This is a genomic window from Thermococcus aegaeus, from assembly GCF_055393685.1.
In genome coordinates, this window is record NZ_AP042464.1 from 1617857 (window position 1) to 1643883 (window position 26027).

A 26027-nucleotide genomic window follows, 5' to 3' on the forward strand; every position below is an offset into this window, starting at 1 on the left:
ATTCACCACTGAAGTACCTTCTCAAGGGAGACCTCATACTCCTTGCCCAGAAATTCTATAAACGGGTTCTTTCCAAAAGTAATCTTTCCCTTCCCGTATTCGCCTTTGATATATGCCACCGTCGTTGCTATTTCCTCTAGCTCTGGAATCGGGTTGAACTTGAGACCTGAGGCAACTTTTTTGTCTATTATATAAAACGCTTTTCTGCTTTTGTTATCTAAAAATCCCTGAATGGAGTTTATTACTGTATAGAACTCGACAGGCTCCTGCATGAAAGCAAAAAGCCTCTCAAGACCAAGGACTATGTTGATATACTTTCCCTCAGCAAAAACTTCGTTTGCTACGCTCTCGTATCTGCTCAAATATATCACCGGCTCTGTTTCCAAGGGAAGTCTTCCTACGACCTTTCCAACTTCCATCTTCCCCCCAGTTTTAATTACAAGGACATCTGAGAAATCCTCCTGAACGCCGAGAAACTCCAATTGCTTTTTTACCATGAAGAGAGTGTCCAAGCTGTCGTCAATCATTATTTTCATTCCCCTTTCCCGGGCATACCTCACAAAAGCATAGGTAGCCATAACCGAACCGTAGGAAGTCTCATCCTCGATAAGAACCAGATCACCAAAGGGTGTTTTATCTATAACATTAAAAAGCATCTCTTTTGTCATTTCCATCCTATCACCCCGATAGGAATTTCAATTTCCTTTCCAAGCAGATCTAAACTCGTGGATTTTTTGAAAGTAAAAACACCACTTGTGGGAGTTGGGACGGCTTCAATTACCGTGGTTGATATTCTTTCAAGTTCCGGCAGAGGGTTAAATGTAGCTGAGGATGCAATGTCCTTATTGATCAGATAGAAGGCCTTCCGCTTCTCATTTCCAAGGAAAGACTGAATCGCAAGGATAAGGGCATATAATTCCGATACCGACGAAACAAAGGAAAATAACCTTTCAAGACCAAGAACAATGTTTATGGATTTCTTGACCTTTGAAAAGACCGCTCTACCTGCTTCTTCATAGTTTCTTATGTATATAGCCGGCTCGCTGACAAACTTCACTTTCGTAACAACATTTCCAACGTTCCTTTTTCCACCAGTCTTAACAACAAGGGCATCTCTAAAGTCCTCATCAATGCCAACAAATTCAAGATGTTTCTGGATAACATGCAGGGAATCGAAGTTATCATCGATTATAACTGGCAGGCCCCTCGATTTCCCATAATACAGAAGCCCAAGAGTCATGAGCTCAGGTATAAACGATCGGTAGTATTCAACAAGAACAATCTCTCCAAACTTTATCCTATCAATGAGTTTAAAAACCTCTTCTAAGGATTCCAAACTCTCACCCCCATAATTAGCTAATACTTTTACAGATATAACTTTTTTGCATTACAAAAATAATAAAGAAGAATCAGAGCCTGACAACGTGTACAGAACAAGAGATGCAGGGGTCAAATGCCCTCACGGTTTCTTCCAGCTTTTGAAGGAAACTCATTTCATCTGAGCTTCCATACCTTTTTTTGGCCTCTTCGTAAAGGCTTAGCTCCATAATAGCGTGATTGAAAGCTGTGGGAGTTATGATGTTAGAATAAGCTATGTTGCCATTTCCATCAATCTTATAGTGGTGTACCAGCACTCCTCTCGGTGCTTCAACATAACCTATCCCTTCCCCTTCCTGCGGTTCAACTGGGACGTTTTCTGCCTCGAAGCCTTTATCAAGGAGAGTTCTAGCTATCTCTTTTGTTCTCTCAAGAGCATATACTAATTCGATGGCTTGAGCTAGGTTGTTTAAGCTAACGTATCCCTGAGCAAGCTTTTCCTTATACTCTTCGTAGAGATGCTTTGCCATTGGGGTGAGCATTTCATACTTCAGCATTACCCTTGGCAAAGCTCCCACCATAAACACCTTTTCCCTGTACCTGCTCTGCTTTGCAAAGCTGTATGGGAGGGTTCTCTCCTCAATGTGCTCAAAGTAGTCAAAATGTTCCCCATCGTCAGCAATCAATTTATCTCCATAGAGATAGCCGTTAACTGCAACGTAGTGTTCTGGTTTTGCCCCTAAATGCTCTTGACCTGCGAATATACCAACGCCTCTCCTTGCAAGCTTTATCAAGGCTTCGCTTTGCCTTTCCATTCTTTCAAGCTCTTCTATAGTTGGATATCTCCCAAACCCGCCGGGCTTGACGTTTATACCATGTATCTCCCTTCCGCCAATAACTTCCCTGAGGTAGTTGCCAAACGCCTTAAGTGCAAGACCCTCCTTGACGATCTCACCGTGTTTGCTCGCCATTCTTATGGCATCAGCATAGCCGAAAAGGTCTGGGGCTACCAACAAGTATAGGTGCAGAGCATGACTCTCAAGAAGCTCCCCGAGAAGTCCGAGCTCCCTCAGAAGCGTTATCTCCATGGGAACCTTAACGTCAAAGGCTCTTTCAATGGCAAGCACTGAAGCAACTGAATGTGATAGATAGCAGATAGCACATATCCTCGCCTCTAAATCCGGCACATCCCAATAGTGTCTTCCAAGGGTGAGAAGCTCAAAGAACCTTGGCCCTTCAAATATTTTCACCTTAACGTCCTTCACTTCTCCATTTTCAATGATTATTTCTGCTCCTCCGTTTCCTTCTACCCTTGTAAAGGCTTCGATCTCAATGCTCACCATCTCAGCTCACCCCTTGCAAACGTCTTGAACTTTCTCCGAATGTACTCTTCATCATAGCCAAGTCCCTTGAGAATCTCAAATTCACTTGCAGGATTTGCCTCTTTTGGTATTGGACCTCTACAGCCAATACACCCGAGTTGAGACCTTATGCACACGGCGTTGCATCCGCCAAGGGTTATAGGGCCCAAACAGGGGATGCCCCTCTTAATAAGAACACACTCGTATTCATTGAGCTTACATTCTACACAGACCGGATAGTCCTTCGTCGGCGGCTCAACACCTTTTGCCAAATTCATGAGTACCTGATAAATTTCATCCTTATCGTAGGGACAGCCCGGCAAGGCGTAATCAACGGCAACATGCTGCACAACGGGAGTTGAATCCAAGGCCTTCATTGGGTTTGCTCTCGTTCCATAAACTTTCTCAAGTTTGTCTCTTATCTTCCCTTCCACACTGGCCTGCACATCTCCATGAGTGGCACATGTCCCAAGGGCTATGAGATACTTTGAATGGTTTCTTGCATAGTGGAGCAAATTAAGATCTCTTTGAGTTGAAACCGTTCCCGTTACTATTGCAACATCGAGGGTATCGTGCTCTTTAAAACTTGAAGCCATGTGAAATTCCTTTATTTCATAGAATTCAAGCAGATCAAAGAGCTTCTCATAGAGGAAGAGAATGTTCAATGCACAGCCCCCACAATCAGTCAGCTCAAAAACACCAAGCTTAAGCATCATATCAGCCCCCTTGTGGATAGAGCATCCCAATAAGTGAATACAGGGCCGTCTTTGCACACATATTTAATAGAAGTGCTCGTTCCCACGATGCAGTGGCCGCATTTTCCAACTCCACAGCGCATTCTCCTTTCGAGGGTCATGTAGATTCTGCCCGGGGAAAGCTTTCTATCGAGAAGTTCCTTTATAACAAAGCGGTACATCACTGGTGGGCCGCAGATTAGTGCATAGGTGTTCTCAACGTCAAAGGTCTCCCCCCTGAAGAGATCTGTGACGACTCCTTTGCACACCCTCGGTGAATAACCCTTTTCTAGGTATATGCATGAGGGGCTTTCTACTTCGTAGGCGAGCTTCACGTGACAGTTCATGTCTTCTCCATGTTTAAGGAGGTGAATTATCTCATCTCTAAAGAGAATGTCCTCGTAAGCCTTGGTTCCATAGAATAGGTATATTCTCTCGTACTTTCCTGTATCCAAGGCATACCACAGCACCGAGCGAAGAGGTGCCATTCCAAGACCACCAGCAACAAGAACCAGTGTAGCCCCTTCCATTTTCTCCATTGGAAAGCCATTGCCGTAAGGGCCTCTAATCCCAACTATGTCGCCCTCTTTGAGCTTATGCATGTATTTTGTCATTCTTCCAACTCTCCTAACACAGAGCTGGAAGTAGCCCTCTCTAGTAGGAGTGGAGCATAGGCTTATCGGGAACTCTCCAAAGCCCCTTATGTCAACTACAACAAACTGGCCGGGCTTGTATTTGAAGTTCCTGTTAACTTCAGGGTCAACAAAGCGAAGTGTAAAGAGCTTTTCCCTTGAGGTTAGCTCCTTAACTTCCAAAATCCTCGCGTCGTGTGTTTGAAAGGTCATTGTAATCCCTCCCTTACCTCATCGAGAACCTTAACGTGCTCTATTTTAGCTGGGCAGAATTCATCACATCTTCCACAGCCGACGCAGTTGAAGCCCGCTGAAGGGTCAAAGTAGCTCTTGCAGTAATAGCGGTGCCTGAATCTATCCAAACGAGTAGGCCTGAAGTTATGACCTCCAGCAACCAAGCCGTGACTTTCCATAAAGCAGGAGTCGTATCTTCTCACCCTCACCGCCTCATAAGCGTTCATCCATAGGTCACACACTTCATAGCATCTGCACGTCGGACAAACCATGTTGCAGTTCCCGCAGCCAAGGCAAATCTTCTCATACTTCTTCCACACCGGGCTGTCAAACGCAAGATCCAAAATATCTGCCAGCCCCTCCTTGTTTAGGGAGCGCTTAAAAGCATTGGTTCTTTTTTCTTCAAATTCCCTAAAATTGTGGAAATCCTCTTCTGTGACTTCTTCAAAGAGCTCCTCATTCTCCCAGGCAATCTCGTGTCCTTTTACACTTCCAACTCTGACCAGCCAGCCATCTGGAAGCTCATGGAGGAAGAGATCAAAGCCGTGCATTGCAAAGTCTGTTCCCAAGCTCTTGCAGAAGCAGTACTCATCTGGCATACAGCTTATTCCAATAATAACTGCATTTTCCCTTCTCTTTTTGTAATAAGGATCTACCGGCTCGGCAAGGTAAACTTTGTCGAGTATCTCCAATCCATGGATATCACACGAATGAACCCCAAATAGAACTATCGGTTCAACTCCGTCGCTTTCTTCCCATTTACCTCCTTTAAGTCTGAGCATCTCATCTTTAGGCCTCACAAAGAACTTCTTTGGAGGAAGCATCGTTCTAGTGTAATCAAAGGCTATTTGTGAAGGTTTCTCGACATGCTGGAAGGAATAGATGTTCCCCTTTTTCACCGGAGCGTACACTTTGCCCCATTTCTTCAAAGAGTTGAAGAATCCCTCAAAATTTTCTTGAGATAGCTTTACATATCGCAAGACAATCACCCGAAACTATTATTCAATTTTATGTTTGTAAAGAACCGATTTAAGGATTTTTTAAACGGAAGGTGATCAACCAAATGTTACAAACATATACTTTATAGTACACTAATGGTGATTGATGACAATTTATAACTAAAAGTATAACGATGAGCACCAATGTCCCTCTCTGGAAAAGGTTTATATTAGTAAACCTACAAACTAATAGTGGTGATGTCTTGTGTTCAAAATAGTTCACAAGGAGAGATTGGCTCCACACATTAATCTTTTTGAAATAGAAGCACCCAGAATAGCTAAACATGCAAAACCAGGGCAGTTTGTTGTCATAAGGCTTCACGAGAGGGGAGAAAGAATTCCTCTAACGATAGCTGATACAAATCCCCAAAGCGGTACAATAACAATAGTTGCCCAAGAGGTGGGGAAAACGACCTATGAGCTTGGAACGTATGAGGCAGGACAGTACCTTTTGGATGTTCTGGGGCCCTTGGGACAGCCAAGCCACATAGACAAGTTTGGAACAGTTGTCATGGTAGGAGGAGGAGTAGGAGTAGCAGAGATTTACCCAGTTGCAAGAGCAATGAAAGAAGCGGGAAACTATGTAATATCTATCCTCGGTTTTAGAACCAAAGAGCTAGTTTTCTGGGAGGATAAGCTGAGATCAGTAAGCGATGAAGTGATAGTAACAACCAACGACGGAAGCTATGGGATGAAAGGATTCACAACTCACGCACTGCAAAAGCTCATCGATGAAGGAAGAAAGATAGATCTCGTACATGCTGTAGGGCCCACTATTATGATGAAATTTGTTTCAGAGCTGACCAAACCCCATGGAATCAAAACCATAGTTAGTTTAAACCCAATAATGGTCGATGCAACGGGTATGTGCGGTGTTTGTAGGGTTACGGTAGGAGGAGAGATAAAGTTTGCATGCGTAGATGGACCAGAGTTCGATGGACATGAAGTTGATTTTGATGAACTTATGAGAAGACTGGATTATTATAAAGACTTGGAGAAGCTTTCATTTGAAAAATGGAAGCGCGAGAGGGGGATGGTTTAAATGCCAAGAAAGATTATAAAAGAGAGAGTTCCAACTCCAGAAAGACCTCCTGAGGAGAGAAACAAGGACTTTAATGAGGTAAACCTGGGCTATACCTTAGAGCTCGCAAAGAAAGAGGCAGAAAGATGCCTTCAATGTAAACCCGCTCCCTGCGTACAGGGATGTCCCGTTTATATAGACATACCAGCCTTTATAGCGAAGATAATCGAAGAGGATATGAAAGGGGCCCTAGAGGTCATATGGAGGAACAACTCACTTCCAGCAATTACCGGTAGGGTCTGTCCTCAAGAAGACCAATGTGAAGGAGTATGTACAATGGGCAAGGTTGGAGATCCTATTAATATTGGGAAGCTTGAAAGGTTTGTTGCAGATTACGCAAGAAAACACGGCATAGACGAAGAACTCCTCCAAGAGCAGATAAAAGGAATACAGCCAAATGGAAAGAAGGTCGCCGTTATTGGGGCTGGACCCGCTGGCCTTACCTGTGCCGCTGAGCTGGCAAAGATGGGCTACGAGGTTACAATATTTGAAGCCCTCCACGAGCCGGGAGGAGTTACCATATATGGAATTCCTGAATTCAGGCTTCCCAAAGAGATAGTGAGGAGAGAGCTTGAGAACCTGAGAAAGCTTGGTGTGAAGATAGAAACAGATACGCTTGTGGGCAAGACAATTACCTTTGAAGAGCTGAAAGAGGAGTACGATGCCATTTTCATAGGAACCGGAGCTGGAACGCCAAAATTCGTGAAGTGGGAAGGGATAAACTTAAATGGAATTTATTCGGCAAATGAGTTTCTCACAAGGGTTAACCTCATGAAGGCATATCAGTTCCCCGAGTATGATACTCCGATTAAAGTGGGTAAAAGAGTTGCAGTTATTGGAGGGGGAAACACAGCAATGGACGCGGCTCGTTCTGCGTTGAGACTCGGCGCTGAAGTGTGGATTCTCTACAGAAGAACAAAAAAGGAAATGACAGCAAGAATAGAAGAGATACACCATGCCGAAGAAGAGGGAGTGAAGTTCATGTTCTTGGTATCTCCAAAAAGATTCATCGGAGATGAGCATGGAAATCTTAAGGCAATAGAGCTTGAGAAGATGGAGCTTGGAGAACCTGACGAAACCGGAAGGCGGAGGCCAGTTCCAACGGGCGAAACTTTCATTATGGAATTCGACAATGCTGTAATAGCAATAGGGCAGACCCCAAATAAGACGTTTATACAAAGTGTACCCGATCTTCTCGTAGACAGGTGGGGAAGGATAGTAGTGGATGATAAGCTAATGACAAGCATTCCTGGAGTCTTTGCTGGTGGGGATGCCATAAGGGGAGAGGCAACTGTTATACTGGCAATGGGCGACGGAAGAAAAGCCGCAAAGAGCATACACGAATACTTAAGCGGAAATGCCTAAATTCCCCCATTCTCTATTTTTGGTGATATTATGGAGTTCTTCGAAGTTGTTAAGAAGAGGAGGAGCATTAGAAAATATCAAGATAAAGATGTGCCAAAGGAGCACGTGGAGAAGATTCTTGAGGCGGCATTTTATTCCCCAAGCTCGAGGAACAGAAGGCCATGGCACTTTGTAGTTGTCGATGATAGGGGGCTCATCAGAAAGCTGGCAAAGACAAGGAAAGCACTTGAATTCCTTGAAACAGCTCCTTTAGCAATAGTAGTGTGTGGAGACGAAAGCATAAGCTCAGCGTGGATTTTTGACGCCTCAATAGCAGCCGAGCACATACAATTAGCGGCAACAGCCCTTGGCTTGGGAGCATGCTGGGGCCATATTCTAGAGAGAAAATACAGCGAAGAAAAGAGCGCTGAAGAATACGTAAGGGAACTCTTGGGAATCCCCAAGCATATAAGAGTTTTGTGCGTCATAGGCATAGGTTATCCAACTGAACAAAAGCCCGAACACAGCAAAGAGGAGATAATGTGGGAGAGGGTTCATTTGAACCATTTTGGGAGTAAATTTTAACTCACTTTCCTTTTTCTAATATACCATGCTATCAATGAAATAGACATCAGAGCTACAAAAAATCCTGCTAGTTTTCTCTGTAAGAATTCCTTCTCACTAATTTCAAAGCTCCCACTTTGAAGATCCATTAAAAGAAGCAGCATTGCGTAATCTTCAGAACATCCCCTTATCCCGTACTCCCCTGTCAGCTCACTTTCACATCTAAGCAAATTGTACTCTTCCAGGAATTTTCTTATATCCTGAGTCTCACCTGATAGATAGTACCAAAGAAGAGCCATCACAGAGGGTCTGAGAGAATCACTCCACCAGTCATAACGGGGGCGAATTTTGAAATTATAACAGCCCTTGTTGCATTTCTCTATTTCAGCACAACCCACCTTCATATAACTCCCATTTGAAAGCTTCTTGAGAAGAAACACTGCAATTTCCGGCTCCCAACTAATTTCTTCCGGGATGGTAAAATTAATGTTTCCACTTATTGTGAAATTCTTTTCAAATGCTTCAAACTCCCATCTCTTGCTTAAAAGGTAATGAAAAGTCCCGTTCTCTTCAATTTTACTTAAATTGGTTCCATTAAACGTCATTTGGATATAATACTTCTCTTTTGAGTCCCAGAACAAATTTACTGAAATATGGAGGTCATAATAATTGGTAAAAGAGAGTTTCGTTTTATTTAAGACTGAGACCACGAAGTTGATGGCAGTTTGGTTGAGTTCTAACCCTTCTTCCTTAATTAGTACTAATGGAACAACCAAGCTCTCAAGGGGTTCTCTATGAAGAAAGTGAACACTTGGAAATCCAAGCTGGTAGAAGGGGAAATTATAGCCCCACTCAGGAGTTTCATTTTCAAGGAAGTATGCTAGATATTTCTCATTCATTAAATTTTTAGGTTCAAAATTTGAATTCAACCACTCCAAAGGTTTTGAAACATCATATCCCAATCTGTGGAGAAGTGCAATGGCATATGCCGTGGAAACTAAGCTCGGTGTTTCTTTGAACCCCCATATCTTTTCTGCTTCTTCACAAGTTGAGTATCCACCCTTAGAAGAAGAGATAGTATAGACATAGGTCCAATATGTCTCATTTTTCATAGTTTTCAGGAGATATTGTACTCCGTTCTTTATTACAGGGGAATCCTCAGGTTCGCCAGCATCCAGAAGTGCATATAAAATCAGAGCTGTTGAAGCGACCCTAGAACAGGTTATCACATAACTGTATTCTGGACATTTCCTGAGTGAAAACCCATAAAGACAAGAAGGAAAACTTTCAAAGTCTTTAGGTCTTTCTGCGTAATAATAAGCATCACAGAAGGGAACACCAGGAACATCAAAGGTTATGATGGGTGGAAATGAGCCATCGGCTTCTTGAAGTGATTTTAGCCATTTTGCGTATTCTTCAATGATTTCCCTTTCCTTAAAACCTGACCTAGCAATTGCTATTATTTCAAGAGAGCGAACATATATCCTGTAATTCAGATCAGCGTTTTTAATGGATTTATCTTGAACAAGCTCCTTAATTACATCTTTTTTAGCTTCATCAAGAGAAACAGCCCCAGCTTGGGGAGTTAATAGAATAAGCACCAAAAGTATGAATGAAAATTTTCTCCTATTCATGCTTATAGTTAGTCTCTTCATCTTAATAAAGATTTTTCGATTATCTGCAAGATAATTGTAACAAAAAAAGGAAGTTCAGTTAAATAACCGCAGGTATCCCCGGAACTCTTGGGAACGGCTGCACTTCAGCTATGTGCTTTGCACCCACTATATACCTGACAAGCCTTTCAACACCTATGCCGGCTCCAGCAGAAGGTTTAAGCTTCCCAGCTTTTGCAACCTCAAGATAAGGCCTAAAGGCCTCCAAGCTCAACCCGCTTTCCTTCAGTTTTCTAAGTATTACATCATACTCCCACTCTCTTTCTCCTCCGCTCGAAACCTCTCCGTAACCCTCTGGAAGTATCAAATCGTAGTTTCTGAAGTGCCCTGGTCTTTCTGGATCTTCCTTATCATAGAATTCCCTTGAGATGTCCGTTATCCAGAAAGGCTCACTCATTGCTTTGCTTGCTTCTTCATCACTTCCAAACTCTTCCTTTATCTCAGCTAGTGTAAAGCGCTTAAATGGTGCCTTAACTTTAGGTAAGCTTCTTTCTTCAATTTCTTCCCATTTTCTTGCTTCCTCAAAAAGACCAACCATAAGCTCCTCAATTAATCCCATGACATCGTCCATAGTGGCATAGGCTATCTCAAAGTCAAGCTGGGTGAACTCATATGCGTGTCTCCCATCGTCTCTATCTCTCTCCTCAAGCCTTATGTTTGGGGAAAGGATGAATATCTTTTCCAACCCCATAGCTATGGCGAACTGCTTATGGAGAATCATGCTGTGCATAAGCTTGAGCTTTGCTCCATAGGCCTCAATTTCCGGAGCTCTCATTTTACTCGCTGCCGGATCGGGCCATAAGGGGTCTGTTATGGAGCTAAGCATAACTGGCAGGAGCCACTTAAAGCCCTTCTTCACAAAGAAGTCTGTCATGTAGTCTATAACTTTCGTCTGCACTCTTATTGCTTTTTCAATATCCCTACTTACGAGTTGAACTGCGTTCATGAGCATCACCACTATGACAAATTCCTTAGTCCTATATGTACTTTATGCAAAAAAAGTTGAAAAATTGGTAATTTTGTAAAAGAAAGTGGGCTCTATTTTAAATTATATCCAACAAATTTATAAATAATATTGACACAATCTCCATAAAAACTTCAAAAGCAAAAACCTGCGAGAAGAAGAGAAGAAAGGAAAAAGCCTTCACTGCTGTGGACAGACGTCCTTCTCTGTCGGTGGGTTTGGATCAAGGCCTTTTCTTTGCCTAATTTGTCTTATGATTTGTATGGCAAGTTCGTTTGGAACCCTCTTGAATCCAGCGTGCTCTGTGCTCCATAATGCCCTACCGCTTGTTGCACCTCTTATTGCTCCAGCAAATCCGAACATCTCCGCCACTGGAGCCTCTGCAATGATAATCATCACCTCACCTTCCTGCCTCATATCAACAAGCTGTCCTCTTCTCTGGTTAAGCTCTCTGCTGACTGCACCCATATATTCGTATGGAACGTTAATGATGACCTTCTGGTATGGCTCATAAAGCACTGGGTTTGCTTTCATCATTGCACAGTGGATAGCGGTTCTAATTGCCGGGTAGATCTGAGCTGGACCTCTGTGGACGTTGTCCTCGTGGATCTTTGCATCCACAAGTCTAACTATTACTTTCATTACAGGCTCCCTAGCGAGAGGCCCTTCATCCATTGCTTGGTGGAAACCATCTACGAGAAGATCCATAACCTCATTGAGGTACTGAATACCTTTGGTGTTGTCAAGGAACATGTTTCCATTGTAGATGTCCACAATGCCCCTTGCAATGTCGTAGTCCATTCCAAGCTCAGCAAGCTTCTTCGCAACAGCCTTTGGATCTTTTGGTCTTCCCTCTGGTATTTCACCCTCTCTAATTGCCTGATAAATTTCGTCTGGCATTGGTTCAACAACAATGTAGAACCTGTTGTGCTTGTTCGGTGATTTTCCTTCGACTATTGGACTTTGCTTTGTAATGCTCTCCCTATAAACAACGATTGGTTCTGAAACGTCAACATCAACGCCCCATTGCTCTTTTAAGTGTACGAGTTTGACTTCAAGGTGGAGCTCACCCATACCGCTGAGGAGGTGTTGACCGGTTTCCTCGTCAATCTTGACGTGGAGCGTTGGATCCTCCTTGGCAAGCTGTCTGAGAGCTTCGATAAGCCTTGGTAAGTCCTTAACGTTCTTGGCCTCGATAGCCACTGTTACGACGGGCTCACTTGTATAGTGGAGAGCCTCAAATGGTTCGATTTGCTCCTCACTAACTGTCTCACCGGCCATTGCATCTCTCAAACCTGTCACGGCAACTATATTACCCGCTGGAACGGCCTCCATGTTGATTCTCTCTGGCCCCATGTAGATACCAACCTGCTGGATTCTAGCTTTCCTCTTTGCGGTGATGAGGTAAACCTCTTGACCTGTCTTTACGGTACCGCTCCATACTCTACCGGTTGCAACTTCACCGGCGTGCTTGTCGATAATGATCTTTGTAACAACCATGGCCATCTTTCCATTTGGATCACAGTTGAGCATTGCCTGTCCAACGTCGCTCTCGATGTCTCCTCTCCAAAGGTGAGGAATTCTATACTTCTGGGCTTGCAGTGGATTTGGAAGGTGTCTAACTACCATGTCCAAAACAACTACGTGAAGTGGAGCCTTCTTTCTAAGGGTCTTTAGATCACCTGCATTCGTGAGATCAATGATGTCCTTGAATGAGACACCGGTTTTCCTCATGTAGGGAACGCTGAGTGCCCAGTTGTAATAAGCTGAACCAAAGGCAACGCTACCGTCCTCAACTTTAACAAGCCACTTGTCCCTGAACTCTGGGGGGGCGTATCTCCTAATCAAGCGGTTTACATCGGTAATTACCTTAACGAACCTCTCCTGCATCTGCTGTGGGGTAAGCTTGAGCTCCTTAATGAGTCTGTCAACCTTGTTAATGAAGAGAACCGGCTTCACATATTCTCTCAAAGCCTGCCTAAGAACTGTCTCTGTCTGAGGCATTACACCCTCAACAGCGTCCACAACGATTATTGCCCCGTCTATAGCTCTCATTGCTCTTGTAACGTCACCACCGAAGTCAACGTGACCCGGGGTGTCAATGAGGTTGATGAGGTACTTTTGTCCCTCATATTCGTGAATCATTGAAACGTTAGCGGCGTTAATTGTAATACCTCTTGCCTGTTCCTGCTCATCAAAGTCAAGCACGAGCTGCTTTCCTGCAAGCTCTTCACTAATCATTCCTGCTCCAGCTAACAGGTTGTCACTAAGTGTTGTCTTACCGTGGTCAATGTGAGCGGCAATACCCATATTTCTAATTCTCTCTGGTTGAGTCATCAATTGCTTGATTTCCTTAATCATCTCTTCCCTTTTTCCCATATCGCACCACCTAAAACATTGATCGTCAGTTCATCATTCACTTCAAAAGTCCAGTTATAAATCTTTCCATAGCTATTTCCCAAACCTTCTGTGGCGTTTTTGATATTCCCTTATTATCCTCAAAAAGTCAATCTTCCTGAATTCGGGAAAATACACATCAACGAAGAAAAGCTCGCTATAGGCAATCTGATAAAGAAGGAAATTGCTTATCCTTATCTCTCCACCCGTTCTTATAACTATATCTGGATCAGACATGTTGGGCACATAAAGATACTTCTTCAAAAGCTCCTCATTTATCTCGTTTTTGCTGAGTTTTCCAGCTTGAATATCTTCAACAATTCTCTTTACGGCATCAACAATCTCGCTCCTTCCACCATAGGCAACGGCAATGTTTAGAGTATAGTTACTGTATTTTCTCGTCGCTTTCTCAGCCTCTTCCGCTGCTTCCCTCACGTTCTTTGGCAACAGCTCTTTTCTGCCTAAGACATTAACCCTAATTTCATACTTGTGGACTCTCTCATCATGTACGAGTTCTTTGAACTTCTTTTCAAAGAGATCCATGAGCATCTTCACTTCTTCCTTGCTTCTCCTGAAGTTCTCAGTTGAGAAAGCGTAAACCGTTAGTGTTCTTATTCCCAGTTCCCTACACCATTCAAGTATCTCTTCCAGCTTTCTGGAACCAAAAAGGTGGCCGTACCATGGAGGTTTGTCCAAAAGCTTTGCCCACCTTCTATTGCCATCCATTATGATTGCCACATGCTTGGGTATTTTCTCGGGCTGAGACTTGACCTTCTCAAAGAGATAAGACTCATACAAGTCATAAGCGGGTTTAAATAAAATATGAGGGACTTTGGAAACAATCCTATAGAGCATCGCCCTTCACTCAATCCTCTTTCTCTTCGCAATGTGCATTTCGGCAAGCTCAATATAGATTTCGGCATTCTTCTTTGTCATCTCCACTTCTTCTTCACTGAGCTGCCTCACAACTTTGCCCGGGACACCTACGACAAGACTGTAATCTGGAATCTCCTTTCCTGGAGGTATCAAAGCTCCAGCACCTATGATAACATGATTTCCGATCTTTGCCCCGTCCAATACAACGGCTCCCATTCCTACAATAACGTAATTTCCGATCTTTGCTCCGTGGACAACTGCGTTATGCCCTATTGTAACGTACTCCCCTATTATTGTGGGCATTCCATGGGATGTGTGAATGCTAACATTGTCCTGAATGTTGGAGCCCTTCCCCACGTATATCTGTTCTATGTCCCCCCTCAGAACTGCTGAAGGCCAAACACTCGTCTTCTCCTCCAAGACGACATCTCCGATTACATAAGCGTTCTCATCCACAAACGCAGTCTCGTGAATTTTAGGTTTCTTTCCATTTAGCTCATAAACCACCATGATTACCACCAGTAATGGCTGGGTAAAACAACTTATAAACTTTAACACCCTAAAAGATATGTGGTGGAAAGCTAATGAGATACCGAAAAGGGGCTAGTGCCGAAAGGGAGCTCATAAAGATGCTTGAGAAAGAGGGATTTGCAGTTGTGAGATCAGCTGGAAGCAAAAAAGTCGATATAGTTGCGGGAAATGGTAAGCTTTATCTCTGCATCGAGGTTAAAACAACAAGAGACGATAAAATATATTTAAGTGAGGACGATGTTGAAAAGGTAAAAAGCTTTGCCAACAGATTTGGAGGAAAAGGAATCTTTGCTATCAAATTCATAAACAACGGCTGGTATTTTTTTGATGCTGAAAACCTAAAAAAGAGTGGAAAAAATTATAGAATAACCCTCCAAATGGCAAAGCATAAGGCTAAAACCTTTGATGAGATAGCTGGTAAGCAAAAATCTTTAATTGAGGTGATTAAAGGTGGATAAAAGAGCCGTTGTTTTGATAACAATTCTCTTTTTGCTTCCTATCTCAGGGGTAAGTGCCCAGCCTTCTCTGCTACTTGAAGTTCCTCAAAAAAGTTTTGAAGCAAAGCCCGGAGAAACAATCTCAGTTCCAGTTGCAGTGAGCAATATTGGTAACGAAACTGCAGAGAACGTAACCATCTACATTTCGGGACCGCTCGTTGAGGGTCTTCTCTACAGCCAAGATGTCATAAAAACCCTGAAACCTGGAGAAAAAATAGAGAAAACTCTGCCAATATATGTTGAAAACCCAAAAGCTGGGACTTATGAACTCAAAGTGGTTGCAAGGGTAGGGGCAGTGCTTATTGAAGTCCCAATATCTCTAAGAGTTCTCACAAAAGTGAGCTATTCAATTGACATCGATGTAAATGATAGGTATCTCTTTGGGGAAGACGTTGCCATAACGCTGAAGGTTTCTTCCTCGTCCAACGGGATTATTTTTGGAGATGTCTCTTATGAAATTTACAGAGAGAACGTTTCAGTTGCAGAGAAGTCCATCCACAACATCTTTCTTTACCCTGAATACCCAAAAAACAGGTGGGAGTACGTAATATTTCTCCCCAAGCCAGACGTTGGAAAATATACAATTGTTATGAGAGCTAGGTTTGGAGGGATCTCAAAAACAATCACAAAAAGCTTTGAGGTCTATCAAAGGAAGTTGAGATACGAGACAAAGTTCGAAAAGGGCATAATATACGTGAGAGTCTTAGATGAGGAAGGAAAGGGAGTGGAAGGAGTACCGGTAACGATAGAAGGCACTGAGCTGAAAACGAATTCCTACGGAATAGCTTTTATTGAAGCAAAAGAACCTGGAACTTACCGTATAAGCCTAAATCTTGATGGTAAAATTGTTGAGACATTTGTAGAGGTTAAAAAGCTCTTTATGAGTTACGAACAAAAAAACGAAACACTCCTAGTTTACATTAGAGACTCCGCAGGGAAAGGAATAGGAAACGTGACAATAGAAGCCATAGGGCCAATTGGGAAAACTTACAGTGTAACGAATGAGAACGGAACAGCAGTGATAAACCTAAACGAGACTGGCTTCGGTAGCATCTCCCTAAAAGCCGAAAGCGATAGATATCTGGGGGCTGAGGCAATAGTAACTGTTAAGGAACCCAAAAAACCGGAAACTGAGACTCCAACTCAAACTACTCCCCCTATAAACCAGACAACGCCAATTCCTCCAGCAAAACCAAGAGACTATGGAAACTTGCCTATAATCCTAGTTCTCTCTGCAATAATCTTTGGAAGCACCTCTTACCTAGCCCTTTTCAAGCCCCTCAAATTCGAAGAGCAACTCGACAAGTATTATTTCGTAAAGGTGAAGGCTCCAAGGCTAAGGGAACTCCGCAACTTCAGATATGAAAAAGCAATAAACGCTGTCGATGCAAGGGCAACAAAAGGGAAGACAGAAATAGAAGACGGCAAAGTGGTATGGGAAATAGACAAACTTGAACCTGGGGAAGAGGCGTTTTTGCAGGTTATTCTTTGAATATCCTCTTTTCTTCGGAAAAATTTTTAAAGTTCAAAGATTCATTAAGATAAGCATCTAAATGGAGGTAGATAAAATGGTCAGCTGGGAGCTTATGCAGAAGATTATCGAAGCTCCAGGAGTTTCTGGGTATGAGTTCATGGGAATCAGAGACACTGTAATCGAGGCTCTTGAAGATTACGCCGATGAAGTCAAAGTAGACAAGCTCGGAAACGTTATAGCCCACAAGAAAGGGGACAGTCCAAAGGTAATGATCGCTGCCCACATGGACAAAATAGGCCTTATGGTAAACCATATAGATGAAAAAGGCTACCTACACGTTGTTCCAGTTGGAGGCGTTGACCCAAGAACACTTGTGGCACAAAGAGTAAGAATCTTTGGGGAGAAGGGAGAAATATACGGCGTCGTTGGACACGTTCCACCACACCTAACTAAGCCTGAGGAGAGAAACAAAGCTGCCGATTGGGATACAATAGTTGTCGACATTGGAGCAGACTCAAAGGAAGAAGTGGAAGAGATGGGCGTAAAAGTAGGAACCATAATGGAGTTCGCTCCCGCTTTTACAAAGCTTAACGAAAACCGATTTGCAACACCTTATTTAGATGACAGAATCTGCCTTTACGCCATGATAGAAGCGGCAAGAGCATTGGAAGAGCATCAAGCAGACATATACTTTGTGGCAAGCGTTCAGGAAGAGGTTGGTTTGAGAGGAGCTAGGGTGGCAAGCTATGCAATTGACCCGGAGATTGGAATAGCAATGGACGTTACGTTTGCCAAACAGCCAGGGGATAAAGGCAAAATAGTTCCAGAGCTTGGAAAAGGCCCCGTAATGGACGTTGGACCAAACATAAATCCAAAGGTTAGAGCATTTGCAGATGAGGTAGCTAAAAAATACGAGATACCTCTTCAGGTAGAACCGAGTCCAAGACCAACTGGAACTGATGCAAACATCATGCAGATAAACCGTGAAGGAGTAGCAACGGCAGTCCTTTCGATTCCAATAAAATACATGCACTCCCAAGTGGAATTAGCTGATGCAAGAGACGTCGATAATACTATAAAGCTTGCAAAGCATCTCTTAGAAGAGCTTAAGCCGATGGACTTAACTCCATGAAAAACCTTATCTTTTCTTATTCCTAATTATTCTTGGTGTTATGTGTGAAGAAAGAAGAAATTGAGTATAAAATAAAACTCGTAGAAAAGAGCATTCAAGTTATAAGAACATCATTCCCAAAAACTCAAGAAAGATTTTCAAAGATGGGGCTTGCCAAAGACGGAATATACAAGCAGCTTGAATTTGCAATTCAGAATCTTCTTGGTGCTCTTAACGAAATCTCCTCCAGCTTAGGGCTTAGAGCAGTGAGTTATCGAGGGATAATTGAGAACTTGCATGAAGAGAGAATTATTGATGATGAACTGAAGGAGAAGCTCGATTTTTTGGTTCAGCTAAGGGACGTCTTAATTTACAACTATGACATACTCAATGATGAGATAGCCTTTAAGAACATGGAAGAATACCTCCAGTTCCTCGAAGAGGGCTTGAAATTTTTAACTTCTTTTCTGGAGGGGGGCGTGTTTAGTTTCACCCCCTGTTATTTAAACAGTATTTGACTCTGAGGAGGATTTTCAGACCATAACACATTACCCCAAGCAGGATTCGGGTTACAGTAGTCTTTTTCAGAAAACAGGGGATCCTACTGCCAAACCACGTTGTAAACGCACCCCAGAACCCCTCATGAGGATTCCTATGCCTGTACTCTTCTTCAGAAAACACTCTGTCTCTCTTCTTACTACCAAAACCACCTGGAGCGTTCTTAGTTTTCTTAACAATCGGCCGATAACCCTTTTCCACCACAGTGTTCAGAACTTTCTTTGAATCATAAGCCCCATCAGCATAAAAATTCCCAGAACCCCCCGGCAGGAGTTCAATCAGCTCGTTCTCAGAAGTTGTGATCTTCACAGCAACCGGATACAGTAAACCCGGCAGGATTCTCGTTATTGCCTGAACTTCTATCCTGCCCTTTTTTTATTTGTAATAATGGTTGAGTCTGCTTGAGTGCTGGCGTAGGGTAATTTCTGGAGTTTTTTCAGGAGGTGGTTTGTCAGTTCTTCGAGGTTCAGCTTTTTCTCCCAGTTGTGGAGGGTTGAGTAGTGAATGTTTGCTCCGAAGAATTTTCTGCCGTAGTGCTGGGCGTCTCTGAGAGGTAGGTTGTAGTATTGTTTAAAGAGGAGTATTGCCAGTATTGTTTTTACTGGAAATTTTTTGGATTTTGGCAGGTTCTTCAGCTTTCCTTCTGATTCGAAGTCTGCTAAAACGTCAAGAATTGCGAATGCCACGCTTTCAGGGTCTTTGAGTCTGTGATCCCATCTGGGGATCACGACAACCACCCGAAAGAATTCAGCAAAAACCCTAATAAAGGTTACTATAAACACGCCCTGCTGAGCAAGAGCTTAATTAAAGTTTATACAACTTTTCTCCCTGTTGTTTTTGAATGTCGGGTTTTCCAATTCATTAGGCATCTAAATTAAAAAAACAAAAATGAAAGCTGATTATTTAGGTGTGGAGGTTAGCTTGTTAAAAATTCTGCAAGTAGGTTTACGTAGTCTTCATTTACCCCCTTAGAATAAGTTAGCACTTTCTCCCCTGTTTGGTACCTGTCTTTTCCGGCCAGTATTATGACTATCTGTCCTCTGTCCCAAACGTCCCTCTTTATGAAAATTCCCTGTTCTCCGTTGATTACTCTTTTTTGTTCGTATTCATCTAAGACTTGTTTTACGTACTCCCCGACTCCTTCATAGGCTCTAGGACCGCCGAGAATTATTATGATGTTGCTCTTCTTATAGGCTTCAAATTCATCTGGCCTTACCCTTGTGACCATGGCACCTAACTTTTCAAAGTGTTCTTTGATGTATTGTCCCTTTATATTCCAATCGATATCGTTTGAGAGTATCGTTATTTGGACAATAGGTGCAAAAGTCTTTATTGGCTCAAAGTCTGATGCCCATTCTATCAGATCTCTCAACGCAAGTAGCTCTAATTCTCCTCCGGCCTCAATTTCAAAGGAGACGTACACACTTCTTATTCCATCTCCTCTATGTTTCTCGTCTCTCGTTATAACTGTGGAGAGATAATCTTTTGAAATAGCATCTATGTTCACAATGTCCCTATTTATTGCATTTAGCAAGCGGACTCTCTCTATTACTGGGCGATTGGGGGTTAAAGCTACTGTAGTGCCCCCTATCTGGATTCGTATCTCATCATCTGTTAAGCTTAAAGTTCTCAAAGCATCAACCAATGGAAAGTCCAGCGCATATATTCCTCTAAATGGCTTTGAATGCCCAAATATTTCCTCTTGGAGGCTAAAGAACTCTAATATCTTGTCTTTTTCTAGGCTTTTCTTTTCTCTTATTACATCCCTGGCAAATTTTAGACTCTCCGGAGGTAGGATATACTGCCATCCAAATGCAGAGTTGGTCTCGTTAGGAAATTCTAGAAATGAAACACTTTTTATAACCTCTATGTTTTTAATGAGGAGGAGTTCTGCGGAAGGAATAAACGGCAATACAGTTGGGATTTCAGATATTGCATAGTTCCCCTTTTCGGCAGTTTCTTTTTTAGCTTCCTCTACTACTGGCAAGAGCTCAAAACCAAGCAATGTGGCTAGGCTTCCCTTTTCATAGGAATCAAACGTCCCTATGTGGGAAACTGGCCCTATATTTATTAGTTTCTCTCCATCGTAAACAGACCCATCAAATAGTGTTCCGTGAGTTGCGATTATTCCTGCGTTGTTTTCTCTGAGATACCTGATTAGGTCTTGGATGTCTGGAATCTCCCATCTTTTGAGCCATAGATTCGATAAGACCACAACCTCAGGGCGAACTTCTTTAAGAGCAGCTGCAAGCTCTTCCGGGGACACTATCGTAATATTGTAATACTGGGCAAGGTACTCCCAATGGTGTCGTTTTAGGAATCTTGAATGACTAAGGAATGGCTTTACTTTATCGAGTTCTTCTTTATAATCGCTTAGATCTACCGGATACTTTTCCGTTGCATTGACGAGACGTTCTACGTTCTCTGCTCCCTCCAAAAAAAGTTCCTCTTTTACGGAGGGGTCAACGATGAGTATATGCTTTCCTGAGGGATTTACGACAAAATACTTTCCGATGATGCTTTCGCTTATATGTCCCTCTTTATCTTTTACAACTACCTTAAACTCTACGACACTTCCAGCTTTTTGTCCGGGAATGATAGCTTTTCCATAAAATGTCCTCAGTATCGCGGATTTGTTATATATTCTACTGACTATCGAGTTGTATATTTCTTCATTTTCATTTATGTTTGCGCTTTTTATGGGTCTTGCTTGCCATTCGCCATAATTTATTCTGTAATAGAACGTGACCTCTTCAATGTCCAAGTCCTCAATGACATAGAAATATGCAGTATACTCTTCCCCTTCAGGTATTGAAAAGTACTTTGGATAGGGATTTCCAAGGATCACCAAAGACGGTTGGGGATTCTTTATTAGTATCTGTCCTGCTACAAAGTTGGATATCGCTAAGAGCAAAAATATGGCGAGACTTAAGGCTTTCTTCATTATAGGATCACCTTGTATCATATAGTGCGTTCAGGTATTTATATTTTCTTAACCCATAGGCTGGTCGAGGATAACTTTTTATACACCAGTTTTGGATAAATAATCCAGTGAGACCATGAGGAAAATCATCCCGCTATTGGTATCATCAGTGTTCCTTGTACTTTTAGGGATAGCTGTTGGTCCGGTAAAGATACCCTTCCGGGATATTCTAGCGGCGTTTAGTTTAGATACTTTAAAGAAGGCACTTTTAAATCCAAATTCGCTTAATGAGAACAGCTACATTGTCCTTCAGATAAGATTGCCCCGGGTTATATTAGCGTATCTTGTCGGGATAAGCTTAGCCTCTGCGGGCACAGCTTCCCAAGCACTCTTTAAAAACCCGCTTGCAGATCCTTATATAATCGGGATAAGCGGAGGCGCTGCGGTTGGAGCTTCAATAGCGGCCTTGTATTTCCCCCAATACATGGGTGTTTTTGCGTTGATAGGTGCCTCTTTGGCAGTTGTTGCGGTATATAGGATTGCAAAGGTTAATGGCCATATTCCTGTAGATACGTTGCTTCTGGCTGGAATTGCCTTAGGATTTTTTACAAGTGCCCTAACATCTTATCTCCTCTACGTAGGGAGGGAGAGAATCCACAATGCAATCTTTTGGCTCATGGGGACGTTTAATGGAGCTGATTGGGGAGATGTCAAGATGGTGTTGTTTTCATCTGTATTGGGAGTTAGTATTTTGCTTTTCAGCTGGAGAGAGCTAAACCTGCTCCTTTTGGGAGAGGAGAGTGTTTCAATGGGACTTGATGTGAATCTCTATAGAAAAATAATAATTGGTGTTATCTCTCTTTTGACATCATTTGCCGTAGCTACCAGCGGAATAATAGGGTTCGTAGGTTTGATAAGTCCTCACGCCATGAGGATAGTATTTGGACCAAATCATAAGAGACTTTTGCCTGCCTCGGCCCTTTTTGGAGGGAGTTTAATGGTTTTTGCCGACATACTTGCCAGAATACTCCTAAGGCCGGCAGAGGTTCCGGTGGGAATTATCACAGCTCTATTTGGGGCCCCGTTTTTCATCTATCTCCTCATAAAAAAGAAGAGGGGTGAGCTTTTTGAGTGAGTTGGAAGTGAATGTGTCTTTCTCCTATGGCGAGAGGCAAATTTTAAGGGACGTGGCTTTTTCAGTTAGAAAGGGGGAGCTTTTAGCAATTGTAGGACCCAACGGCGCTGGAAAATCAACCCTTCTAAAGTGTTTAGTTGGAATTTTAAGACCTGTAGGATACGTCAAGCTAAACGGTCTGGAGCTTTTAAGCTTAAAGCCCAAAGAACGGGCAAAGTACATCTCATATGTTCCACAAAGCTCGTTTCCGGAGTTTGCATTCACAGTTGAAGAGTTTGTTGAGCTTGGCACGTATGCAACTAAGGGCGATGTGGAAGGAGCATTAAGAAAGGTAGGAATGTGGGAAAGAAGAAAAGAACTTGTAACAAAGCTGAGTGGAGGCGAGTATCAGCTGGTGTTGATAGCAAGGGCCTTAGCTCAAGGGAGCGATGTCATGCTGCTTGATGAACCAACTTCCCATCTGGACATTAATCACGCTCTCCATATAATGGATCTTTTGAAGGACCTCAAAGATGAAAAAATCCTTGTGAGCGTTATGCACGACTTAAACTTGGCTTTGAACTATGCGGATAGGATTATAGTTCTAAACAAAGGCCAGATACAGTGGAGCGGTATGTCTTCTACTCTGACTCCTGACATCCTAGAGGAGGTGTATGGCGTAAAAGCGAAAATAGTGGATGTGGAGGGTTTAAAAGTTGTTGTAGCTTTAGAACTTTAGAAGCTTCCTTAGACTTTCAATGATTTCTTGTCTTATGTTCTCCCTGTTTTCTGGGGTTAAAAAGTAGAGCTTTCCATAATCCCTGAATCGCTCAATGTATCTTCTGTGAACTGTTGCTAAAAGTGGTTTTTTGCTCTTGAGGGCTTTCTCAACAGCATCTGCAAATTCTCTACTTTTGTACTCCATTGCTCCAATTTCGTCAATGATTATAAGATCTACATTTTCAAGTGCCCTTCGTATTGCCGAAACTCCAACGCGGTTTAAGTCTTCCAGATTAACGGTGTATTTTCCCACCCTCGGATATCCACTTCCGATCCACGCTAAGATGCCCTCCTCTTCAGTGTCAAGAGCTTTAATTTTGAATCCGACTCTCCTGCCTTTTTCTCTTACTTCCTGTGTTATAAAACCGCCAATTTTTAAGTTATGGGCTTTTAACTCCTCAGCAACTTTTAATGCGAGAGTTGTTTTGCCCACTCCCGGTAAGCCTGTGATAAAGATTTTCATAAGGCTCACCCAAGTTAAAAAGAAAATAAAGGCTTAATAATCTGTCGAAGTTACCCATTAGTCTTTCACGAGGCAAACTTTAAATCGTTATAACCGAAAAGAACTAAAGGTGATAGTGATGAAGATAAAATACAAGCCTGAAGAACTTACAAAGCTTCCTAGAAGTGTTGAATTCAGAGAAGGGAAGGTTTACATTATTGATCAGCTCCTGCTTCCGAGGGAGTTTAAAGTAATTCCATTAACTACCGTTGAAGAAGTTGCTAGAGCTATAAAGAGCCTTCAAGTTAGAGGTGCCCCGGCAATAGGAGCAACTGCTGCCTATGGGTTGGCTTTACTTGCAGAGAAAAGCAAAGCAAAAAATAAGGAGGAATTCTTTGAAGAGTTCTACAGGGCATTTGAAATTCTTAAGAACACTCGCCCAACTGCAGTAAACCTGTTCTGGGCTCTTAATAGGATTAAAAATCTCGTGGAGGAGCATAGAGAGGAGAGCCTTAGTGAAATAAAAAGATTAATAGTTGAGGAGGCCCATAAAATAGCGGATGAAGATGTTGAGGCGAATCTTAGGATGGGGCACTATGCGGCGGAAATTCTTCCGAAGGGGAACCTCCTAACTCACTGCAATGCTGGGAGCTTAGCTACAGTCCACCTTGGTACTGTAGGGGCTGCATTGAGAGTAATGCATAAAGAGGGCAAGCTTAAGCTTTTATGGGTTGATGAGACTAGGCCGGTTCTTCAAGGGGCCAGACTCTCAGCATGGGAATACCACTATGATGGGATTCCATTAAAGCTGATAAGCGATAACATGGCCGGTTTTGTGATGCAGCAGGGGATGGTTGATGCAATAATAGTGGGTGCTGACAGAATAGTTGCTAACGGTGATTTTGCAAACAAAATAGGTACTTACTCTCTGGCTGTGCTTGCAAAGGAACACAAGATACCTTTCTTTACTATAGCACCTCTATCGACGATTGATATGAGCCTCAAGAGCGGTAAAGAGATTCCAATCGAGGAAAGGCCCAAAGAAGAGGTTCTAACTTGTGGAGGATGCAGGATAGCACCTGATGTTGATGTTTACAATCCGGCTTTTGACGTAACGCCCCACAAATACTTGACGGCAATAATTACGGACAGAGGAGTTGTTTATCCGCCTTTTGAGAAGAATTTGAAGAAGCTTTTTGAATGAGCTTAGGGTTTAAATATTTCAACTCAACTTATTTTTTGGTGATTGAGATGAAGTTCTTCAGCTTAAAAACAAGGATAGTAAGCGGAGAAGGGAGCCTTAGGTATGTGCAGAGTATCGCTAGGAATCATGAGAAGGTCTTGATACTATCGAGTAAATCAATGCGCATTCATGGATTTCTAAGCGAGGTCATGGACTATGCAGAAGAAGCCGGTGCGGAAGTTGATGTTATAGAAGGCTTACCCGCAGAACCAAGCTATGAGGACGTTGAGGAGTTGATGCCGAGAGTTAGGGAGTTTTCTCCAGACTTGCTTATAGCTTTAGGAGGGGGAAGTGTAATAGACGTCACAAAGGCGATAAAAGTATTTTATGATGCTCCGGAACTGAGCTTTGAGGAAATTGCATTCCTTGACAGGTTTACAAAGCCTCCCAAAGTAATTCCTAAGCTCAAGACTTCCCTAGTAGCAATACCCTCTACAAGCGGTGCTGGAAGTGAAGTTTCTGCGGCAAGCGTTCTCAAGAAAGATGGCATAAAGTACAATTTTGTGTCATATGAAATTGCTCCGGAATACGCTATTCTAGATCCAAGATTGCCTAGGACAATGCCGCGGGAGGTAGCAAGGAACAGCGGACTTGATGTCTTAGTTCATGGAATTGAGGCCTACACAACAACCGCTTCAACTCCTTTCAGCGATGCAATGGCAATAAAAGCTGTAAAAACTGTCTTTAAGTGGCTTCCCTTATCAGTTAAGGGGGATGAGACTGCAAGAGAGAAAATTCACTATGCAGCAACAATGGCAGGAATAGCCTTCTTGAATGCCCGCCTGGGAATATGTCACAGTTTAAGCCACAAAGCTGCCTGGATTGCTCCTCATGGGTTGCTTAATGCTATTTTTCTCCCGTACGTGATTGAGTTCAATATGAAAAGCGACTACGCAAGAAGGAAATACACGGAGATAGCAAAGGAGATAGGATTCAACACTGCTGAAGAACTAGTTGAGGTTATCAAGGAGTTTAATAAAATGCTTGATGTGCCTAAACTCAATGAGCTCGTAGATGAGGATATCTTTATGGCAAAGCTGGAGGAGATGGCAAAAAAGGCCTATGCAGATCCGTTGGTTAACTTTAACCCCGTAGAGCCCAGTGTTGAAGACATAAAGGAACTCTACAGAAAAGCCTACTATGCCGAGTGATTTTTAAATCCTCTTTCGCTCTTTTTAT

The 26027-nt window shown here is 42.7% G+C and carries 25 protein-coding genes and 1 pseudogene; 11 read left to right on the forward strand and 15 right to left on the reverse strand.

The window, feature by feature from the left end:
- Window positions 1–2: 2 nt before the first annotated feature.
- The 6 genes from ACZ5NL_RS08770 to shyB form a co-directional block, all read right to left on the reverse strand.
- Complete coding sequence (locus tag ACZ5NL_RS08770; RefSeq protein ID WP_464841915.1) at window positions 3–674, reverse strand: DUF257 family protein; 672 nt, start codon at window positions 672–674, stop codon at window positions 3–5.
- Window positions 665–1336, reverse strand: a complete 672-nt coding sequence (locus ACZ5NL_RS08775; RefSeq protein WP_464841916.1) for a DUF257 family protein — start codon at window positions 1334–1336, stop codon at window positions 665–667. Before ACZ5NL_RS08775 ends, ACZ5NL_RS08770 begins: the two co-directional genes overlap by 10 nt.
- 73 nt (window positions 1337–1409) lie before the next feature.
- Window positions 1410–2657, reverse strand: a complete 1248-nt coding sequence (gene shyA / locus ACZ5NL_RS08780; protein WP_464843442.1) for an NAD(P)-dependent hydrogenase/sulfhydrogenase 2 subunit alpha — start codon at window positions 2655–2657, stop codon at window positions 1410–1412.
- Entirely contained in the window at window positions 2654–3394 is a 741-nt protein-coding gene (gene shyD, locus ACZ5NL_RS08785; RefSeq protein WP_464841917.1) for an NAD(P)-dependent hydrogenase/sulfhydrogenase 2 subunit delta, read from the reverse strand. The genes shyA and shyD overlap by 4 nt, the downstream gene beginning before the upstream one ends.
- Complete coding sequence (gene shyC, locus ACZ5NL_RS08790; RefSeq protein ID WP_464841918.1) at window positions 3391–4257, reverse strand: NAD(P)-dependent hydrogenase/sulfhydrogenase 2 subunit gamma; 867 nt, start codon at window positions 4255–4257, stop codon at window positions 3391–3393. The genes shyD and shyC overlap by 4 nt, the downstream gene beginning before the upstream one ends.
- Window positions 4254–5258 carry an NAD(P)-dependent hydrogenase/sulfhydrogenase 2 subunit beta gene (gene shyB, locus ACZ5NL_RS08795; protein WP_464841919.1) on the reverse strand — a complete coding sequence of 335 codons (1005 nt, stop codon included), beginning with the start codon at window positions 5256–5258 and terminating at the stop codon, window positions 4254–4256. Before shyB ends, shyC begins: the two co-directional genes overlap by 4 nt.
- A gap of 223 nt (window positions 5259–5481) precedes the next feature.
- Here shyB and ACZ5NL_RS08800 point away from each other — a divergent pair, with 223 nt between their 5' ends.
- The 3 genes from ACZ5NL_RS08800 to ACZ5NL_RS08810 are packed head-to-tail and all read left to right on the forward strand — an operon-like array spanning window position 5482 to window position 8286.
- A complete protein-coding gene (locus ACZ5NL_RS08800) occupies window positions 5482–6318 on the forward strand; it encodes a sulfide/dihydroorotate dehydrogenase-like FAD/NAD-binding protein (RefSeq protein ID WP_464841920.1) in 837 nt (278 codons plus the stop codon).
- On the forward strand, window positions 6319–7722 hold the full coding sequence (gene gltA, locus ACZ5NL_RS08805) for an NADPH-dependent glutamate synthase (protein WP_464841921.1): 1404 nt from the start codon (window positions 6319–6321) through the stop codon (window positions 7720–7722).
- Between the two features lie 30 nt (window positions 7723–7752).
- Complete coding sequence (locus tag ACZ5NL_RS08810; protein WP_464841922.1) at window positions 7753–8286, forward strand: nitroreductase family protein; 534 nt, start codon at window positions 7753–7755, stop codon at window positions 8284–8286.
- On the opposite strand, the gene ACZ5NL_RS08815 is transcribed toward ACZ5NL_RS08810, so the two are convergent.
- From ACZ5NL_RS08815 to ACZ5NL_RS08835, 5 genes are all read right to left on the reverse strand, one after another.
- On the reverse strand, window positions 8283–9899 hold the full coding sequence (locus ACZ5NL_RS08815; RefSeq protein ID WP_464841924.1) for a hypothetical protein: 1617 nt from the start codon (window positions 9897–9899) through the stop codon (window positions 8283–8285). The genes ACZ5NL_RS08810 and ACZ5NL_RS08815 overlap by 4 nt on opposite strands.
- Before the next feature lie 79 nt (window positions 9900–9978).
- Window positions 9979–10884 carry an asparagine synthetase A gene (locus tag ACZ5NL_RS08820; protein WP_464841925.1) on the reverse strand — a complete coding sequence of 302 codons (906 nt, stop codon included), beginning with the start codon at window positions 10882–10884 and terminating at the stop codon, window positions 9979–9981.
- Between the two features lie 198 nt (window positions 10885–11082).
- Complete coding sequence (locus ACZ5NL_RS08825) at window positions 11083–13281, reverse strand: elongation factor EF-2 (RefSeq protein WP_464841926.1); 2199 nt, start codon at window positions 13279–13281, stop codon at window positions 11083–11085.
- Window positions 13282–13353: 72 nt separating this feature from the next.
- Entirely contained in the window at window positions 13354–14154 is an 801-nt protein-coding gene (uppS, locus tag ACZ5NL_RS08830) for a polyprenyl diphosphate synthase (RefSeq protein ID WP_464841928.1), read from the reverse strand.
- Between the two features lie 6 nt (window positions 14155–14160).
- The gene (locus ACZ5NL_RS08835; protein ID WP_464843443.1) at window positions 14161–14685 is read right to left on the reverse strand and encodes a gamma carbonic anhydrase family protein; all 525 of its coding nucleotides are present in this window, start codon (window positions 14683–14685) and stop codon (window positions 14161–14163) included.
- A gap of 74 nt (window positions 14686–14759) precedes the next feature.
- Here ACZ5NL_RS08835 and hjc point away from each other — a divergent pair, with 74 nt between their 5' ends.
- The 4 genes from hjc (at window position 14760) to ACZ5NL_RS08855 (ending at window position 18306) form a co-directional block, all read left to right on the forward strand.
- Window positions 14760–15164 carry a Holliday junction resolvase Hjc gene (gene hjc / locus ACZ5NL_RS08840; protein WP_464841930.1) on the forward strand — a complete coding sequence of 135 codons (405 nt, stop codon included), beginning with the start codon at window positions 14760–14762 and terminating at the stop codon, window positions 15162–15164.
- On the forward strand, window positions 15157–16695 hold the full coding sequence (locus ACZ5NL_RS08845) for a CARDB domain-containing protein (protein WP_464841931.1): 1539 nt from the start codon (window positions 15157–15159) through the stop codon (window positions 16693–16695). The genes hjc and ACZ5NL_RS08845 overlap by 8 nt, the downstream gene beginning before the upstream one ends.
- A 76-nt stretch (window positions 16696–16771) precedes the next feature.
- Window positions 16772–17809 (forward strand): lysyl aminopeptidase, encoded by a 1038-nt coding sequence (locus tag ACZ5NL_RS08850; RefSeq protein WP_464843444.1) that lies wholly within the window; start codon window positions 16772–16774, stop codon window positions 17807–17809.
- Between the two features lie 44 nt (window positions 17810–17853).
- A complete protein-coding gene (locus ACZ5NL_RS08855) occupies window positions 17854–18306 on the forward strand; it encodes a DUF86 domain-containing protein (RefSeq protein WP_464841932.1) in 453 nt (150 codons plus the stop codon).
- Here the strand turns inward: ACZ5NL_RS08855 and ACZ5NL_RS08860 are convergent.
- From ACZ5NL_RS08860 to ACZ5NL_RS08870, 3 genes are all read right to left on the reverse strand, one after another.
- On the reverse strand, window positions 18278–18655 hold the full coding sequence (locus tag ACZ5NL_RS08860) for a hypothetical protein (RefSeq protein WP_042696758.1): 378 nt from the start codon (window positions 18653–18655) through the stop codon (window positions 18278–18280). The genes ACZ5NL_RS08855 and ACZ5NL_RS08860 overlap by 29 nt on opposite strands.
- A 50-nt stretch (window positions 18656–18705) precedes the next feature.
- Window positions 18706–19128: a hypothetical protein gene (locus tag ACZ5NL_RS08865; protein WP_156882076.1), complete on the reverse strand. Its 423-nt coding sequence runs from the start codon at window positions 19126–19128 to the stop codon at window positions 18706–18708.
- Window positions 19129–19262: 134 nt separating this feature from the next.
- On the reverse strand, window positions 19263–21290 hold the full coding sequence (locus ACZ5NL_RS08870) for a hypothetical protein (protein ID WP_464841933.1): 2028 nt from the start codon (window positions 21288–21290) through the stop codon (window positions 19263–19265).
- Window positions 21291–21405: 115 nt separating this feature from the next.
- On the opposite strand from ACZ5NL_RS08870, the gene ACZ5NL_RS08875 reads away from it, so the two are divergent.
- Both ACZ5NL_RS08875 and ACZ5NL_RS08880 read left to right on the forward strand, forming a co-directional pair.
- Window positions 21406–22404: a FecCD family ABC transporter permease gene (locus tag ACZ5NL_RS08875; RefSeq protein ID WP_464841934.1), complete on the forward strand. Its 999-nt coding sequence runs from the start codon at window positions 21406–21408 to the stop codon at window positions 22402–22404.
- A gap of 67 nt (window positions 22405–22471) precedes the next feature.
- Window positions 22472–23122 (forward strand): annotated as a pseudogene (locus tag ACZ5NL_RS08880) (ABC transporter ATP-binding protein); the annotation flags it as partial.
- Here ACZ5NL_RS08880 and ACZ5NL_RS08885 read toward each other — a convergent pair.
- On the reverse strand, window positions 23111–23635 hold the full coding sequence (locus ACZ5NL_RS08885) for an NTPase (RefSeq protein ID WP_464841935.1): 525 nt from the start codon (window positions 23633–23635) through the stop codon (window positions 23111–23113). The pseudogene ACZ5NL_RS08880 and the gene ACZ5NL_RS08885 overlap by 12 nt on opposite strands.
- Window positions 23636–23744: 109 nt before the next feature.
- Between ACZ5NL_RS08885 and mtnA the strand changes: the two genes are divergently transcribed.
- Together mtnA and ACZ5NL_RS08895 are read left to right on the forward strand one after the other, a co-directional pair.
- Window positions 23745–24809, forward strand: a complete 1065-nt coding sequence (mtnA, locus tag ACZ5NL_RS08890; RefSeq protein WP_464843446.1) for an S-methyl-5-thioribose-1-phosphate isomerase — start codon at window positions 23745–23747, stop codon at window positions 24807–24809.
- Window positions 24810–24856: 47 nt separating this feature from the next.
- Window positions 24857–25999: an iron-containing alcohol dehydrogenase gene (locus ACZ5NL_RS08895; protein ID WP_464843448.1), complete on the forward strand. Its 1143-nt coding sequence runs from the start codon at window positions 24857–24859 to the stop codon at window positions 25997–25999.
- Window positions 26000–26027: the final 28 nt, after the last annotated feature.